Origin of the sequence: Nocardia niwae NBRC 108934 = DSM 45340, from assembly GCF_001613465.1 — a bacterium.
Classification (GTDB): Bacteria; Actinomycetota; Actinomycetes; order Mycobacteriales; family Mycobacteriaceae; genus Nocardia; species Nocardia niwae.
In genome coordinates, this window is the sequence record NZ_BDCK01000030.1 from 15,871 (window position 1) to 32,329 (window position 16,459).

At 64.7% G+C, this 16,459-nt stretch carries 12 protein-coding genes; 10 read left to right on the forward strand and 2 right to left on the reverse strand.

Translation table 11 applies throughout. From position 1 onward, the window contains the following. Positions 1-152 precede the first annotated feature (152 nt). A protein-coding gene (locus NNI01S_RS21005) for an IS3 family transposase (RefSeq protein ID WP_439956139.1) occupies positions 153-1,423 on the forward strand; the annotation gives its coding sequence in 2 pieces (ribosomal slippage) (positions 153-477 and positions 477-1,423; 1,272 coding nt in all). 45 nt (positions 1,424-1,468) lie between these two features. Then, positions 1,469-1,612, forward strand: coding sequence for a hypothetical protein (locus NNI01S_RS34660; protein WP_157114892.1), 144 nt, complete (start codon positions 1,469-1,471; stop codon positions 1,610-1,612). Positions 1,613-1,618: 6 nt separating this feature from the next. On the opposite strand, the gene NNI01S_RS21010 is transcribed toward NNI01S_RS34660, so the two are convergent. Further along, the gene (locus NNI01S_RS21010) at positions 1,619-2,881 is read right to left on the reverse strand and encodes an MFS transporter (protein WP_063021843.1); all 1,263 of its coding nucleotides are present in this window, start codon (positions 2,879-2,881) and stop codon (positions 1,619-1,621) included. A 1,468-nt stretch (positions 2,882-4,349) separates the two neighbouring features. Between NNI01S_RS21010 and NNI01S_RS21020 the strand changes: the two genes are divergently transcribed. The 8 genes from NNI01S_RS21020 (at position 4,350) to NNI01S_RS21055 (ending at position 15,166) form a co-directional block, all read left to right on the forward strand. Beyond that, complete coding sequence (locus NNI01S_RS21020; RefSeq protein ID WP_063021845.1) at positions 4,350-6,575, forward strand: glycoside hydrolase family 3 C-terminal domain-containing protein; 2,226 nt, start codon at positions 4,350-4,352, stop codon at positions 6,573-6,575. Positions 6,576-6,605: 30 nt separating this feature from the next. Continuing rightward, positions 6,606-9,065 carry a glycoside hydrolase family 2 TIM barrel-domain containing protein gene (locus NNI01S_RS21025; RefSeq protein WP_063917596.1) on the forward strand — a complete coding sequence of 820 codons (2,460 nt, stop codon included), beginning with the start codon at positions 6,606-6,608 and terminating at the stop codon, positions 9,063-9,065. Between the two features lie 8 nt (positions 9,066-9,073). Next, the gene (locus NNI01S_RS21030; protein ID WP_245676307.1) at positions 9,074-10,777 is read left to right on the forward strand and encodes an IlvD/Edd family dehydratase; all 1,704 of its coding nucleotides are present in this window, start codon (positions 9,074-9,076) and stop codon (positions 10,775-10,777) included. Between the two features lie 291 nt (positions 10,778-11,068). Further along, positions 11,069-11,974, forward strand: a complete 906-nt coding sequence (locus NNI01S_RS21035) for an SMP-30/gluconolactonase/LRE family protein (protein ID WP_063021847.1) — start codon at positions 11,069-11,071, stop codon at positions 11,972-11,974. Beyond that, positions 11,971-12,831, forward strand: coding sequence for a fumarylacetoacetate hydrolase family protein (locus NNI01S_RS21040; RefSeq protein WP_063021848.1), 861 nt, complete (start codon positions 11,971-11,973; stop codon positions 12,829-12,831). Before NNI01S_RS21035 ends, NNI01S_RS21040 begins: the two co-directional genes overlap by 4 nt. A gap of 74 nt (positions 12,832-12,905) precedes the next feature. After that, positions 12,906-13,850, forward strand: a complete 945-nt coding sequence (locus NNI01S_RS36735; RefSeq protein ID WP_501193589.1) for a zinc-dependent alcohol dehydrogenase — start codon at positions 12,906-12,908, stop codon at positions 13,848-13,850. Next, positions 13,847-14,524 (forward strand): SDR family NAD(P)-dependent oxidoreductase, encoded by a 678-nt coding sequence (locus NNI01S_RS21050; protein ID WP_063021850.1) that lies wholly within the window; start codon positions 13,847-13,849, stop codon positions 14,522-14,524. Before NNI01S_RS36735 ends, NNI01S_RS21050 begins: the two co-directional genes overlap by 4 nt. 21 nt (positions 14,525-14,545) lie before the next feature. After that, positions 14,546-15,166, forward strand: coding sequence for a TetR family transcriptional regulator (locus NNI01S_RS21055; RefSeq protein ID WP_157114893.1), 621 nt, complete (start codon positions 14,546-14,548; stop codon positions 15,164-15,166). Between the two features lie 395 nt (positions 15,167-15,561). Here the strand turns inward: NNI01S_RS21055 and NNI01S_RS21060 are convergent, their stop codons facing one another. Beyond that, the gene (locus NNI01S_RS21060) at positions 15,562-16,449 is read right to left on the reverse strand and encodes an SGNH/GDSL hydrolase family protein (protein ID WP_245676309.1); all 888 of its coding nucleotides are present in this window, start codon (positions 16,447-16,449) and stop codon (positions 15,562-15,564) included. Positions 16,450-16,459 lie beyond the last annotated feature (10 nt).

The following is a 16,459-nucleotide window of genomic DNA, read 5'->3' on the forward strand; positions in this document are numbered from 1 at the left end:
CGGGTCAACCGCAAACGGGTCCACCGGTTTGCGGTGTGACAACGGTCCCGGAAATGATTTCCGGAGCGCTACACCGCCTCTGGGCCGACAGGATCCGGATCACCTATCTGAATCGCCCCGGCGTGTCCGGAGACTTCATCTCTTGAGGAAGGATGAGGTCCGTGAGTTCGAAGAAGTACCCGCAGGAGTTGCGTGAGCGGGCGGTGCGGATGGTTGCGGAGGTCCGCGACCAGCACGAGTCGGAGTGGGCGGCGATCGGTGCGGTCGCCGAGTTGCTGGGTGTCGGGACCGCCGAGACGGTCCGCAAGTGGGTTCGCCAAGGTCAGGTCGATGTCGGCTCGCGGGCCGGGATCACCACCGAGGAATCCGCCGAGGTGAAACGGCTGCGCCGGGAGAACGCAGAACTCAAGCGCGCCAACGCAATTCTGAAATCAGCATCGATTTTCTTCGCGGCCGAACTGGACCGGCCCCAGCGCTGATCGTCAGATACATCAGCGAGCACCAGGGCCACCGCGTCAACGGTGGCCTGCGATGGGGTGTCGAGTCGATCTGCGCCGCACTCACCGAGCTCGGCGCCAAAATCGCCCCATCAACGTATTACGAACACCGCCAGCCCGTTTCAAGCAAGCGAGGCCGGCGTGACGAGGAATTGAAGGTGGAAATCACGCGAGTCCACCGCGAGAACTTCGGCGTCTACGGTGCCCGGAAAGTGTGGCTGCAACTCAACCGTGAGGGTATCGGTGTGGCCCGCTGCACCGTCGAGCGGCTGATGCGGCAGCTGGGGTTGCGGGGTGCTGTCCGTGGCAGGGTCAAACGCACCACGATCGCCGATCCGGCCGCCGAGCGGCCGCAGGATCTGGTGCAACGCAAGTTCGCGGCGGCGGCGCCGAACCGGCTGTGGGTGGCCGACATGACCTATGTGTCGACCTGGTCGGGCTGGGTCTATGTGGCGTTCGTGATCGACGCCTACGCGCGCAGGATCATCGGCTGGCGCACAGGCACCACGATGACGACCGCGCTGGTGCTCGACGCGATCGAGCACGCGATCTGGACCCGTGAAAGATCGGGATGGGACGTGAAAGATGTTGTGCACCACACCGATAGGGGCGCTCAATATACCTCGATCGCCTTCACCGAGCGGCTCGCCGAGGCCGGGATCCAGCCCAGCGTAGGTGCGGTGGGCTCGAGCTACGACAACGCCCTCGCCGAGACGGTCAACGGCCTGTACAAAACCGAGTTGATCAAGCCCCGCGGCCCGTGGCGCAGCGTCGACCACGTCGAATTCGCTACCGCGGAATGGGTCGACTGGTTCAATCACCGGCGGCTCTACCAGTACTGCGGCGACGTACCACCGACGGAGATGGAGGCCGCCTACTACGCTCAACACCCAGCCCAGCAACTGGCCGGGCTGTCACATCGGTAAGTCTCCGGAATCACCGGGGGGATTCACTGATGCCAATCTTGCTCTGTGCGGGAAGAATTCCTCTACCCTTATGGCGTTCACCCGCGCGGGGTCCGTACCGGCGAAGTGACGGGCAACCACAGGGACGTGACCGCTCACGGGTGGATCCTGGAGTTGATCTCCCCGCTGGCCTCGGCGGTCGGCACCTGATCAGAACTACGCGGACGCTGTGGTCTCGAACTTTGCGATCGCGTCGGCGACGGCGCGGGGCCGCATACTTTTGGCGACGGCTATCACGAGCATGAAGATCACAATGGCGGATGCAGTGTAGACAGCCCGCACGCCCGACACTTGAGCGAGGAAACCGCCGCCCAACGCGCCCAAGGGTATTGCGATCCCGAAGGCCAGGAACTGGTTGACGCTGCCGATCCTGCCGAGGAAGTTGTTGGGTACGAGGCGTTGGCGCAGCGAAACCATCTGCACGTTGGCAAGAACTCCTGCGAAGGCGTTGATTGCGACCGCGATTCCCAGCACGATCGGTTGGTGTGTCCAGGCCATGACCAGGAACAGTGGGCAGGTAATCGCGATTCCCGGCAGGAGGACTTTCGGGACACTGAGCCAGTCACCGATTCGTTGAGCGAGCATGCCGCCGAGGAAGCCACCGACGCCGCCGGCGGCGATGATGAAGCCGAAGGTGGTGGTGGACATGCCCAGTTCGGTCACAGCGAGGAGCACCAGGAGGGCCTGGCTGGCGCCTTGTGTCAGGTTGACGACCGTGACCACGACGGTGAATGACCGCATCAAGGGATGCTTCAGCAGCCAGGCGATTCCGGCGCGAACGTCCTGCAACAGAGAGGTTCTGTTGCGATCGAGAGTCGATGGTGTCGTCTCGGTGACCGAGCTGATGAGAAGTAGACCTACGCCGAAGCTGATGGCATCGAGCAAGAACGGGATGGCTCTGCCGAGTCCGAACAGCCAACTTCCTACCATGGGGCCGAAGAAGTTGGAGCCGACCATGCTGACAGTGAAGAGTCGTCCGTTCGCGGCGGGCAGGTGTTGGCTGGCGACGACCTCGGGCAAGAAGCCTTGGGCGGCGCTGCTGTAGAGAGTTTCACCGATTCCCAACGCGACCGCGGCGACGTACAGCACGACGAGGTGATCGATATCGGTGACAATAGCGGCGACGAGTGCCAGCCCAATCGCGGCGCGTGCTGCGTCAGCGATAACCATAATCGTCCGGCGTCGATAGCGGTCGGCGATCGCCCCGCTGAGCAGTGCCACCACGAGCCAGGGCAGTCGGTTGGCGATCGCGACCCCGGACACTGCCACGGGATCGTTGGTGATCGTAATGGCGAGCAATGGCAGCGCAGCGAGCCGGATTCCGTCGCCGGTCGAGGATATGGCGGCCGATGCCAGGATGGCCGTGAATCCTCGATTGTCTCGGAGACGGCCGATCGCGGTTTGCGGCGTGGTGGACAAAAGGTGGCTTCCCGTCGGTTAGGTGTGACTGGTGGTGTGCGATCGCTGACTAGATGGTGAGGGTATTCGAGCTAGACGGTGAGGGTATTCGAGCCGACTCGATCGCCAGCCAGCGTGACACCCAAGCGCCGGCGCCTCGCTGCCAGGGACCATGCCAGGTTCCGGAGTCCAGCAGGTCGCTGATGTGGCTGAGGCTCACAACGAGAACGTCCGACAGGCGGCCATTTCGATCAGTGGGGCACAGGCAGAGGACGGGCTCTTGTCCGGCTGGGCCCATGGAGAGCACTCGGGCTTGCCGAATGATCCGTCCTGGGGGTATCGGGTCTTCGTCGTTGCCAGTGCTACCGATGACGAGGTCGCGGACGACCGGTCCTGATACTCCTGCGTGACCGGTGAGTGCAAGGTTGTGGCGCCAGCCTGTTCGTCGATCTGTGGGCCGGGTGATGAGTTCCCCTTGAGCAGCGAACACGGTGGGGATGCGTGGGGTGCCTTCCATGTCTGTGCCACCGCCCCAGGCGGGGTCAGCGATACGGTAGGCAGGCCATCGGCTTAAAGCGGGGCCGCATGTCAGTGCGGTGACGATGGGCTCGAGCAACACCGACGACAACACGTACGGCGGCAGCAACCATCGCTCCGGAGTCCACCTCGGCTGCTCGCAATGTGCTGTGGCGGCGCCGTGTGGTATCCGTGCCAACACGTCAGTCTCTTGCCCGAGGGATTGCCAGTGTGTGTGCACCGTCGTGGAGGTGACTTCGCCGGTGAACCCTCGCACGGAGTACGTGACGTTCGTGTGCTCGGCTCCGAGGTCGGTGAGCCACCGCAGCCGCAGAAGTTGGCTCCTCTCTGTGTCAAGCCTCGATGAGCAGAGAGGTACCGTTAAATCCACAGTCCCGATACCCCCGCCAAGTTTGACAGCTGCCGGACATCGTGCAGCGGTGTCCGCTCGGCACACTTGCGCAAGTTCGGCCCGGTGCGTCCGTAACTGGACAAGGGGCCACGGTCGAAGATCGACCATGGCTTCGGTCGTTGCTGCGTATCTCGAAGATCTGCCGGTTCCGACTCCTGGCTTCGGGATCGCCGGCTTGATCGAGCGACCTTCGGTTCCGGCGCGGCCGTAAGGCGGCGTCTCGCGTCTCGGCGCGCGGTCGATGCGGTGGTCGTACAGACCTCCTGCAATCTGCTGTTCATGACATCGGAGGGTGGTATTCGATGGGCTGCGTCAGGCGCTTTGGACCGCTAAGTGCTGCGTGAGCTGCGCTCTTACAAAAAAAACCCAAATGGGTGGTTTTTGCGTTAGGGTTGGGGACGGGTCGGCAGGGTGCGCCGATGATCCGATTCAGCGATCACCGTCGATTGCGTGATCCCGGAGGGCGTCGAAGTCGAAGCGGACCTGCTTCTTCCGAACGGGCAGTTGCGAGTCCCGCAGTCGGGTGCCTACTGAGTGTCTATCAAGGAGAAACAAACAACGATGACCGAGACTCCTACCCGCGAGGTACCGCTGTCGGCCCTGACCGTCGAGCAGAAGGCCGGCTTGCTCTCAGGACAGGACACATGGTGCACGCGCGAAATCGCCGAGGCCGGGATTCGTGCCGTTCGCCTCTCGGATGGTCCCCACGGCCTGCGGGTGCAGGAAGAAGGGGGTGACAACTTCGGGATGCATCCGAGCCTGCCCGCGACCTGCTTTCCCCCCGCGGTTGCGCTCGGCTCGAGCTGGGACCCCGACCTCGTAGCGACAGTGGGTGAAGCGCTCGGACTCGAAGCGGCTTCAGCGGGCGTCGATATCTTGCTCGGCCCAGGGGTGAACATCAAGCGCTCGCCCCTGTGCGGCCGCAATTTCGAGTACTTCTCCGAGGACCCGCTGTTGTCGGGTGTGCTTGGGGCCGCCTACGTGAACGGGCTGCAGAGCACGGGTGTCGGTGCGTCCGTCAAACACTTTGCTGCCAACAATCAAGAGTCCGACCGCATGCGCGTCAGCGCCGAAGTCGACGAGCGCACACTGCGCGAGATCTACCTGGCCGCCTTCGAGCATGTCGTCGCCGAGGCGAATCCAGCGACGGTGATGTGTTCCTACAACCGGCTCAACGGCACCTATTCATCGGAGAACCGGTGGTTGCTCACCGATGTGCTCCGTGACGAGTGGGGCTTCCGCGGTGCGGTGGTCTCGGACTGGGGTGCCGTCCACAACCCACCTGCGGCGGTCAAGGCCGGGCTCGATCTCGAGATGCCTTCGACCAACGGGCGTAGTGCGCGTCAACTCACCCAGGCTGTCGCGTCGGGAGAGCTCGACGAATCAGACCTCGACCGCAGCGTCGAGCGTGTCCTTGCTCTCGCCGCCTACGGCGGTACGTCGGGCCCGGCAGACTTCGGCAAGCACCACCGCCTCGCACGGGAAGCCGCTGCCGCGTGCGTGGTTCTGCTCAAGAACGACGACGCTCTTCCTCTCGCGAAGGACACTCGCGTCGCCGTGATCGGCGAGTTCGCGCGTGCACCACGGTTCCAGGGTGGGGGGAGCTCGAATGTCAGGGCATCTGAGGTTGTTTCGTTCTGTGATGCCCTCGCCGAATACGCCGGCCCCGGTGTCGGATTCGCCGCTGGCTTCCGCACGGACGGGGAGGATCAGCAGGCCCTGCTGAACGAAGCGATCGCCGTGGCGCGTGACTGTGAGATCGCGCTGGTCTTCGCGGGCCTGAGCGAATCGGAAGAGTCCGAGGGGTTCGATCGGACCACTCTCGATCTGCCCGTCGGCCAGATCGAGTTGATCCGTGCGGTCAGCCGGGTTGCGCCGAAAACCGTTGTAGTGCTCTCCCACGGTGGTGTCGTGAGTTTGGAGGGCTGGCACGACGATGTGGACGCCATCGTCGATGGATTCCTGCTGGGCCAGGCAGGAGGCGCTGCCATCGCCGACGTTCTGTACGGGGTGGTCAATCCGTCGGGCAAGCTCGCCGAGACGATCCCACTGCGTCTGGAAGACACCCCGGCGTTCGGAAACTTCCCCGGCGAGCGAGGCCGGGTGGTCTACGGTGAGCGGCTGCTCGTCGGATATCGTTCGTTCAGCACCAGGAAGGTCGCGGTCCGGTACCCCTTCGGACATGGGTTGAGCTACACCGACTTCGGTATCCGCGACCTCACCGTCACCCCGATCGCGAGGGACAGGGTCCGGGTCAACCTCGTCGTGGACAACGTGGGCGATCGCGATGGCGCTCATGTCGTGCAGGTGTATGTCGACGCCGGCTCATGCGGCGAGGTCCTCCGCCCGGCGCGGGAACTGCGAGCCTTCGCCAAGGTGAACGTCGTGGCCGGTGGCTCGGAGGCAGTGGAGCTGAATCTGGATCGCCGTGCGTTCGCATACTGGGACACCGAGATCTCGGACTGGGTCGTCACACCGGGTGAGTACCGGGTGATCGTCGGACGCGACGCGGTGGCGGTGGATGCCGAATGCGTGGTGGAGCTGGCGGGCGACGAGACCACCCGTGTACTCACTCTCGGATCGACTGTGCAGGAGTGGTTCGATCATCCGATCGTCGGGCCTGTTCTGCTCGATACCTTCCAGTCGGACCTGCTCGCCGCGATCGCGCAACCCGGCACGCTGCGTGTGATTGGAACCTTGCCGATGCAGAAGGTCGTCAACATCCTCGGTGAAAGCCTCCCGGCCGGGGCCGTCGACTCGCTGATGGCGATGACGGTCGGCGGGTAGGCCGCGCGAAGACCGCGGGAAGGACAAAGAATGATTCGTCAGTCATTCAATGAGGGGTGGAAGGTCGCTTTTAAACAGCACCTGTTCGAGGCGGTGATCTCCCCGGCATCGCAAGTCGACGTGGTGCTTCCCTACGATGCGATGCGCGATCTGGTGCGCGATCCGGACAGTGCCAACGGTAGTCACTCCGGCTACTTTCCCAGTGCGCATGTGGTCTACGAGAAGAGCTTCGAGGCACCGGCCGAGTGGGCACAGCGGACGGTCCTGCTCGAATTCGAAGGCGTCTATCGCGACGCGATGGTCTACCTCAACGGCAATCTCGTCGCGCAGAGACCGTCAGGGTATAGCCCCTTCGTCGCGCACCTCGATCCTTATCTGGAGTTCGGGGCTGTCAACCGGATCAGAGTCGAATCGCGTGCGCATCAAGACAGCAGGTGGTACACGGGAGTCGGTGTCTATCGCAATGTTTGGCTGGTGGTCGGCGACCCGTTCCACATTCCGCTCGACACGACCGTGATCACCACGCCCGAGGTGGACGAGCACCTGGCTACTGTGACCGCCGCGGTCACCGTTTTCAACGGTACCCGGCATACGCGAGTAGCCACGCTCCTGACCCGGGTCTTCGACCCGAACGGTGTGGCGGTCTCGACACGCACGGTGCCGGTGACCGTTCCGCCAGGTGACTCGGCTTGGATGCGCACGCGGCATTGGGTACGCGATCCTCAGTTGTGGGACGTCGACAGCCCGTTGCTCTACCGTGTGGAAACGACCCTGTCGGATTCCGACGGACAAACTGTCGACTTCGAGGCCACCCGGTTCGGCATCCGCACCATTCGGCTCGACCCGGTTCATGGGCTGCGACTGAACGGGCAAACGGTGAAACTGCGGGGCGGTTGCATCCACCACGACAACGGCCCACTGGGCGCCGCGGCGATCGACCGAGCAGAACACCGAAAAGCAGAACTGATCCGCGCTGCCGGCTTCAACGCTGTCCGCAGCGCGCACAACGGGACCAGCCGAGCGTTCCTGGACGCCTGTGACCGAGTCGGTTTGCTGGTCATGGACGAGTTCGCCGACGTGTGGACCGAAGCCAAGACGTCGTTCGACACCGCCCTCACCTTTGCGGACTGGTGGAAGCGCGACCTCGCGGCGTGGATCGGCTCGGCGCGCAATCACCCCAGCCTGCTCATGTATTCGATAGGCAACGAGATCCTCGAAATCGGTCGCCCCGGTGCGGCGGTGTGGGGACGACGACTGGCCGAAGAGGTCCGCGCGCTGGACCCGACTCGGCCAGTGACCAACGCTGTCAACAGCCTGGTCTCGGTGCTCGACGGCGCTGTCAACAGACAGGGCGATCTTCCCAGCGATTTCAACTCGCTACTGTCTGCGGAGGGCACGAGTACGATCGGATCGTCGGAGACTGCGACCAGGCTCACCGAGGAGGCACACGCCCAGGTCGACGTCGCCGGCATCAACTACGCGGAGTCTCGCTACGACCTGGACGCCACACTCTTCCCCGACCGGATCATCGTCGGCACCGAATCGTTCCCCGGCTGGCTCGACCAGCTGTGGGCGCTGGTCGAAAAGCATCCACAGGTCATCGGTGACTTTGCCTGGACCGCATGGGACCATTTGGGAGAAGCCGGAACCGGACGCGCCTACTATGACGATGACCCGCTCCGTCCTCGCGGTATGGCTTCTCCATATCCCTGGCTGGTATCGCACGCCGGCACCATCGACATCAACGGTATTCGCCAGCCGATATCCTACTGGCGAGAAGTAGTGTGGGGCATACGGACCGAGCCCTACATCGCTGTGCATCGTCCGCAGCGGTTCGGCCAGAACCTTACTCGCACCAGGTGGTCCTGGGATGATGTGCTCAGCAGCTGGGCGTGGGATGTTCCGACGGGCTCTCCGGTCACGGTCGATGTCTACAGCGACGCCGAGGAAGTCGAGCTACTGCTGAACGGACACTCCATCGGTACTGCGGCAGTGGGCATCGATGACAAGGGGATACCTCGCGGGTGCATCGCGCGTTTCGAGATTCAGTTCGTTCCCGGAGAGCTCGTCGCGATCGCCCGCCGCCGCGGAGCAGAAACCGGGCGTACCGCCCTCCACAGCCTGCACGGCGCCACAAAGCTACGGGCACGGGCGGAAGCAGTGCGCCTCATCGCTACCCCCTCGGAGTTGGCGTATGTCCATCTCGAACTGTGCGACGACGCGGGGACCCTCGCGATCGACCGATCGGATCTCGTCCGGGTCACCGTCGAGGGCCCGGCAACACTGGCTGCGTTGTCGAGCGCGAAGCCCGATGACGATATGGCCTTCGGCGGTGACGTCCATCGGACTTTCGAAGGTCGGCTGCTTGCCATAATCCGTCCCACTGGGGCAGGGGAAGTCCAGGTTCGTGCGGTCGGGGAGCGCTGGGGCAGTGCGAGCGTTTCCCTGCAGGTCGAGTTCCGAGACGACCAACGAGGAGAGCGGGAATGACAGCGCGGATGCGGAGCTCCAGGTGGTATGAGGGCCCGGGCCGCAACGCCTATATCCACCGCGCCTGGATGCGCAGGGGCCTTCCCGCGGATTTCGCCGGACGCCCACAGATCGCGATCGCCAACACGGCGTCCGACTTGACGCCGTGCAACGCGCACCTCACCGAGGTTGCCCAGTCGGTGCGGAACGGAGTCTACGAAGCCGGCGGTATTCCACTCGAACTCCCGGTTGTGTCCCTCGGCGAAACCCAGGTCAGGCCGACGGCGATGCTGTGGCGGAATCTGGCGGCGATGACCACCGAGGAGATGTTGCGGGCGAATCCCATCGACGGTGTCGTGCTGCTGGGCGGTTGTGACAAGACCATTCCCGCTCTGCTGATGGCCGCGGCCTCGGTCGACTTACCCGCGATCGTCGTACCGGGCGGGCCCATGCTCACCGGTCATTTCCGGGGCGAGCCGCTGGGGTGCGGGACCGATGTGTGGCGGCTCAGCGAAGAGGTTCGCGCCGGACGGATGGATGCCGATGAGTTCCGTGCATCGGAGTCGGCGATGATTCGTAGTAAAGGGCATTGCAACACCATGGGGACCGCATCCACCATGGCCTTGACAGCCGAGGCACTCGGAATGACCTTGCCCGGTCTCGCTGGAACCCCCGCACCCGACGCCAGGCTGTTGCAGGGTGCGCACGAGTCCGGACGGCTCGCCGTCGAACTCGTGGCCCGGCGGTGCTCTCCACGCAGGATGTTGACGAAGGCGAGCTTCCGCAACGCCATCGTCACGCTCGCCGCGACAGGTGGTTCGACGAACGCGGTGATCCATCTGCTGGCCATCGCAGGTCGGTTGGGCGTCGACCTCACCCTCGACGACTTCGACCGGATCGGTGCGGAGGTTCCCCTGCTGGTCAATCTGCTTCCCGCGGGGGAATTCCTGATGGACGATTTCCATCGTGCCGGAGGCTTGCTCGCGGTACTTCGTGAGGTCCGGGACCTGCTGGATCCCGGCGCGCTCACCGTCACCGGCAGACCGCTCGTCGAGCATCTCGATGATGCGCGGATCTGGGATCGAGCAGTGATTGCGCCGCGCGCTTCACCGTTGCAGACCGGCGCGGGAATCGCCGTGCTCCGTGGCTCGTTGGCACCGGGTGGCGCGATCATCAAGCCGGCTGCGGCGTCGCCGCACCTGTTGCGGCATCGAGGGCGGGCGGTCGTCTTCTCCAGCATCGAGGACCTACACCACCGGATAGACGATCCAGGGTTGAACATCGACGAGAATTCGGTGATGGTGCTGGGGGGCTGCGGGCCGAAGGGATATCCAGGTATGCCCGAAGTCTCGAATATGCCGTTGCCGCGCAAACTTCTCGCCCGGGGGGTTCGTGACATGGTGCGGGTCTGCGACGGACGGATGAGCGGGACCGCGTACGGAACCGTGGTCCTCCACGTCACCCCGGAGTCCGCTGCCGGGGGGCCGCTCGCGCTGGTCAGGGACGGCGACTGGATTCAACTCGACGTCGCCGCCCGCTCGATCGAGCTGGATGTCCCCGCAGCGGAACTTGCTGAACGCCAAACCGATCCGACAACGACGGCAGCGTATGCCACTCCGGATCGAGGTTGGGAAAGGCTGTACATCGATCACGTGCTGCAGGCCGACACCGGCGCCGACCTCGACTTCCTGCTCGGCTCGACCGGCTCCGAGGTCGGCAGGGAGTCACACTGACGGTTGCTCGCGGTGCTCAGGAGTGGGGGAGAGCACTGCCAGTTGCGTGCGCTGTTGATCGGTGCCGGCCATCCTTCCATTCTCCTGGTCGCTTCTCCGGCCTCCGCGGTTGGCCCACAGGCGGCTGGTGGGCATCTCGCTCGGCATCCGCTGTACCGGTCGCCCAGGCTCGGTGTTGGCATGGTGGCGGTCTGCCCGCTAGATTTAAATAAACCCAGTCGGGTGGTTTTGGGTGGTGGTGTGTCAGGCGCCCACCAGGTGAGTCGATGATCTTCCGCAGGAGCGCACCCGATGATCGAATTCGAAGCCGTCAGAGCAACTCTGGCCTGCGGTCAACTATCCGAGGGGCCGGTGTGGGACGCCCTACGCGAATGCGTCCTCTGGGTGGACATCGTCGACGGACTCGTGCATCAGGGCGAACTCAGGCCCGACGGGTCGATCACGGGTATCAGTACCCGGAAGGTCCCGGGCACTGTAGGAGCCGTCGCTGTGTCGTGCTCGGGAACCCTGGCCATCGCTGCTCGCGACTCGGTGCTGATCGCCGAAGCCGACAGCCCCGGCAGAGTGTTCAGCCAAGTGCTCCAGCCCGATTCGGGTAGGCGTCTCAACGATGCGGCCACCGACCCGGCAGGTCGGCTCTACGTGGGCACCCTGTCGATGACCGAGCCGTCGGAGTCGGAGACGCTGGTGCGGATCGAAGACGACGGCCGGGTGGTCGTCATCGACGACGATCTCACATTGTCCAACGGCATCGCGTGGTCACCGGCCGGGGATCGAATGTTCACTGTCGACTCGCTGCGCCGCACGATATACACCCGTAAGTATCACCCCGCCACCGGAGTCTCCGGCAGTCGCGAAGTCTTCATCGAGGGGCTGGACGCGATACCGGACGGGATCTGCACCGACCGTGACGGAGGTGTGTGGGTAGCGCTCTGGGGCGCGGCACAAGTGCGCAGGTACGGCGGAGATGGTGCGCCGAGTGCTGTCATCCGGGTTCCTGCCCCTCATGTTTCGAGTGTCGGGTTCGCCGGAGCCGATCTCGACACACTGGTCATCACGACTGCGCGGCAGGATCTGTCTGCCGCCCGTCTGGCACGCAATCCGGACTCCGGAGCACTGTTCACGGCGCATGTCGATGTGCCGGGAACACCGGTAGCCCCGTGGCGCGGCCCCCTTCTCGGAAAGGCGAAAGATTGAAACTCATCCGTGTCGGTGCTCCTGGCGAGGAGCGGCCTGCCGCCCTGATCTCGGACAGTTCCTATGTCGCTTTGTCGGACGTGACACCCGACTTCGACGAGACGTTCTTCGGCGCCGGTCAGCTCGACCGGGTGCGCGAGATCGTGGCCGAACGACTCGCCGCGGGCCAAGTCCGGCAGCTGGGCGACCAGCGGTTGGGGGCGCCGATCGCGCGCCCACACCAGATCATTTGCGTCGGACTGAACTATCGGGACCATGCCGCCGAGACCGGACAAGCGGTCCCGGTGGAGCCGATCCTGTTCACGAAATCTCCGAACACGGTCATCGGACCGAACGACGACGTGCGCATTCCACGAGCCGCGACCAAGGTCGACTGGGAGGTGGAACTCGGCATCGTCATCGGTCGGCGAGCGAGCTACCTCGATGACCCCGAGCAAGCCCGCGACCATATAGCGGGTTGGGTCCTGGTCAACGACGTGAGCGAACGCTCCTTCCAGATGGAGCGGGGTGGTCAGTGGCTCAAGGGCAAGTCGGCGGAAACCTTCAACCCGGTCGGTCCCTGGATGGTCACACAGGATGAGATCCCTCAGGTGGGAGAGCTCGGGATGCGTTTGGATGTCAATGGGATCCAGCGACAGTGCGGTTCGACCTCGACCATGATCTTCGACCCGTTCACCATCGTGCACTACGTCAGTCAGTTCATGGTGCTCGAACCGGGCGATCTCATCAACACCGGCACCCCGCCCGGGGTCGGCATGGGCTTCAGTCCGCAGGTTTGGCTGCGCGAGGGCGACGTGATGGAACTGAGCATCGACGGGCTGGGACGTCAGCGTCAGCGAGTGATCGGCCCGCGGTGAAGGCCTACGTCATCGCCGGTCCCGGCGTCGGAGGGGTCGTCGATGTCGACCCGCCGCGCCCATCGGCCGGCGAAGTGATCGTGGAAGTCTGCATGGTCGGTATCTGCGGTACCGATCGGGAATTGTTCGACGGATCCATGGCATACCTGCACGACGGAAACGCCCGGTACCCGCTACAGATCGGACATGAATGGGTCGGACGCGTTCGCGGTGTCGGCGCCGAGGTCGACCCGTCATGGATAGGCCGACGGGTAACCGCAGACCCGATACTCGGCTGCGGAATGTGCGATCGCTGCGCTGCGCAGCATTCTCACGTCTGTGCCGCGCGCTACGAGATCGGCGTTCGCGGCGGATGGCCCGGCGCCCTTGCCGAACAGTTCCCGGTTCCGGTCGCCGCGCTGTATCCCGTACCGGACTCGATCGACGACCGGGCGGCCGCGATGGCAGAACCCGCCGGCATCGCCTGGCGTGCGTTCGAGGCCGCCGGCGTCACTGCGGGAGAGCGCCTGCTGATCCTCGGCCCAGGAACCATCGGACTGCTGTGCGCGATGTTTGCGCGTGCGGCGGGAGCCGAAGTACACCTGCTGGGACCCGCCGACCGCTCGCTCCAGTTCGCACGCACTCTCGGCTTCGATGGAGTGTGGACCAGCGAGGACCTTCCGCGACGTGCCTGGCACGGGGTCGTCGACGCATCGAACGCGTCGTCGTGTCCCGGGTTGGCGACCGAACTCGTCGAACCGGGCCGCCGCGTCGTGCTGGTAGGGCTGGCCGGGACGCCCAGCTACATCGACAGTCGTCAGGTCGCGCTGAAAGACGTGACGCTGGTCGGCATCCTCGGTGCCTCGGCCGGCCTGCGGCACGCGATCGCCTCCCTTGCCGATGGCTCGGTCGATCCCTTGGCTCTGGTATCGGCGGTCTCGGCCCTGGAGGACGTCACCGATGTGCTGTCGAGCCGACCTCTCGCTGGTGCCGGACCGGGCCCCAAAACCCTGATCGACCTGAAACCGGAGATTCGATGAAAAGAACCGCGCTCGTTACCGGTGGAGCCGGCGGGCTCGGCGCGGCCGCGGCGCGGCGACTGCGTGCCGACGGCGTTCGTGTGGTGACGGTCGATCGGGCTGCCGGTGCGGATGAGATCGTCGACATCGTCGAAGAGGATGCGGTTACCGCGCTCGCCGAGCGGGTCGGACCAGTAGACATCCTGGTCAACTCCGCCGGAGTCGTAGGACCGAACGTCCCGCTGGTGCAGACAACCGGCGAGCAATGGCGCCGCACCTTCGAAGTGAACGTTGTGGCGACGGTGGCGATGATGTGCACGTTCGTTCCCGGCATGATCGAACGGGGGTGGGGCCGCGTCGTCAATCTCGCCAGCATCGCAGGCAAGGACGGAAACCCGAACTTGTCGGTCTATTCCGCGTCGAAGGCCGCGGTCATCGGCCTGACGAAGTCGGCAGGCAAGGAACTGGCCGAGACCGGTGTCCTGGTCAATGCCATCGCGCCGGCGGTGATCGCCTCCCCGATGAACGAAACCACCGCACCGGAAGTCTTGGCGCACATCACCGGTTTGATCCCCATGAAGCGAGTGGGACGCGCCGAGGAGGTGGCCGAACTCATCGCTTGGCTCGCCTCCGACGCGGTCAGCTTCTCCACGGGAGCCGTGTATGACATCTCCGGGGGGCGTGCCACCTACTGAGGGTGAACTAGCGTGGGGGAGGTGTCAGACAGAGTCGGTATCCGTGGGCCGCGCGGGCCTTATGCCAAGTCGGCGCGCCGGCGCGACGAGATCATCGAAGCGGCGATGCAGGTTTTCGCGCAGTCGGGGTTTCGTGACGGCACGCTCCGCGACATCGCTGAGCGGGTCGGTATGACGCATGCCGGCATGCGTCACCACTTCCCGACCAAAGACGCCCTGCTCGAGGCCGTGCTGCGGCGACGCGACGAAGATGCGCTGGAGTTGGCTGCCGATGCGCGTCCGCACGGCATCGGTGTGCTGCGAGAATGGATCGAAGCGACCCGCCGCAACGTCCAGCGTCCAGGACTCATCGATCTCGAGGTGACACTGTCCGCCGAGGCGATCGCGACTACGCATCCAGCGCACTCGTACTTCATCGACTTGTACCACCGGGCGGACGATCTGCTCTGCCGGGCGTTCCGGGAAATCGCGGCGGACGGAGAACTCTCACCCGGTGTCACCGCAGGGCAGGCGGCGCGTGTGGTGTTGGCGACCACTCTCGGGTTGCAGCAACTGTGGATATGGGACCGTAGCCGGGACCTGGTCGGCGAACTGGAGTTCGCCGTGAGCTCGCTGATTACGGTGCCTCTGCGACCTGAGTGAGTTCCTGCTCCGGCGAGGGTCGCTCGGCTGACGAGAACGAGGTCAGGCAGGTGATTCGCATGCGTGATCGAAAAGCCATCGGTCTGTCTGCCGAGCAAGCCCGCTCTCGTGTCAAGGGTTCGAGGCCGGCTCGACCAGCTTCGAACACCCAGTCCTGTGTCGGCGGAACTGGGCAGGCACTGTCGGTCCATCGGTACTACCTGCAGGATCTGGCCTGTCGGCGTCGCGCACGGGCCCACGGGAAACGACAGTGTGTCGATCAAAGCGGTTCGAGAAGCTTCGGGGGCCCTAGGCCCCGGCATCGTCCGACCGCACCACCAACACCCCTGACTGGACTCCAGTCAGGGGTGTTTATCTTTCGTGCACCTCGTCGGCTACATCTCTGAAGCCCTCCGTCAGTCTCCGCGGACCGCCGCCAGGATCTGGCGAGCCGCGTTCGCATGGCCTGCGGAGTTCGGGTGCAGAGGCACCGCGTCAGGTTCGACCGTGACGGGGCCCTCGAGCCACCGCTGTTCCGGCGGTGCGCAGACTCCATGGTCCCGGGTCGACTCCAGAAGATCGACGTACAAGGCTCCGTGCTCGGTGCTTTGCGCCTGCATGGCGGCGTTGAGCTGTTCGATGCGGGCTTGGAAGTAGTCGGAGTCTGTCGGTAGCAACGGTTGTACGGTCGGGCAGCCACCGCGCTGGAACACCGTGGGATAGCCGACCATGATGATCTCGGCACGTGGGGCGCGGGCACGGATCTCCTGGATCACCTCACCGTACTTCTGGGTGTAGGCCCCGATGCTGTCGGAGTATCCGTCCGGACCGGCCCCGGCGTCACAGGCGGCACCGCGCAGGCGCCAGAAGTTGTAGCACTTGATCCCGAGTTGGAGCAGGCCGATGTCGTTCCCGCCGATACCAACCGTCACCAGCGTGGTGTTCGCGGTAAGTGCGTCATACTGGGCAGGCTCGCTCCTGCCCTCCTCATCGACTCGCGGGTCGGTGAAGTCGGCCACCTTGGCACCCCCGCAGGTGGCGTCGCGGAATTCGGCGACGCCGAGTTCCTGCGCGATCACATGTGCGTAATTGCCGCCGGAGCGGCCGCAGAAGCCCTCCGAGACGATGGGAGGCATCCCGCCTGCGGCGTATGAATCGCCCAAGGCCACGTAGACGGTGTTCTGGCCCTGGGATGCGGGGGCGGTGTTTCCCGCAGCGGCGCCCACGGCGCCGGCTACCAGGAAGGCGGCGAGCAAGACGGATACGCGGCGTTCGCGCGATCTATCGATAATGTGTGTCGGCACGATGCCGAAC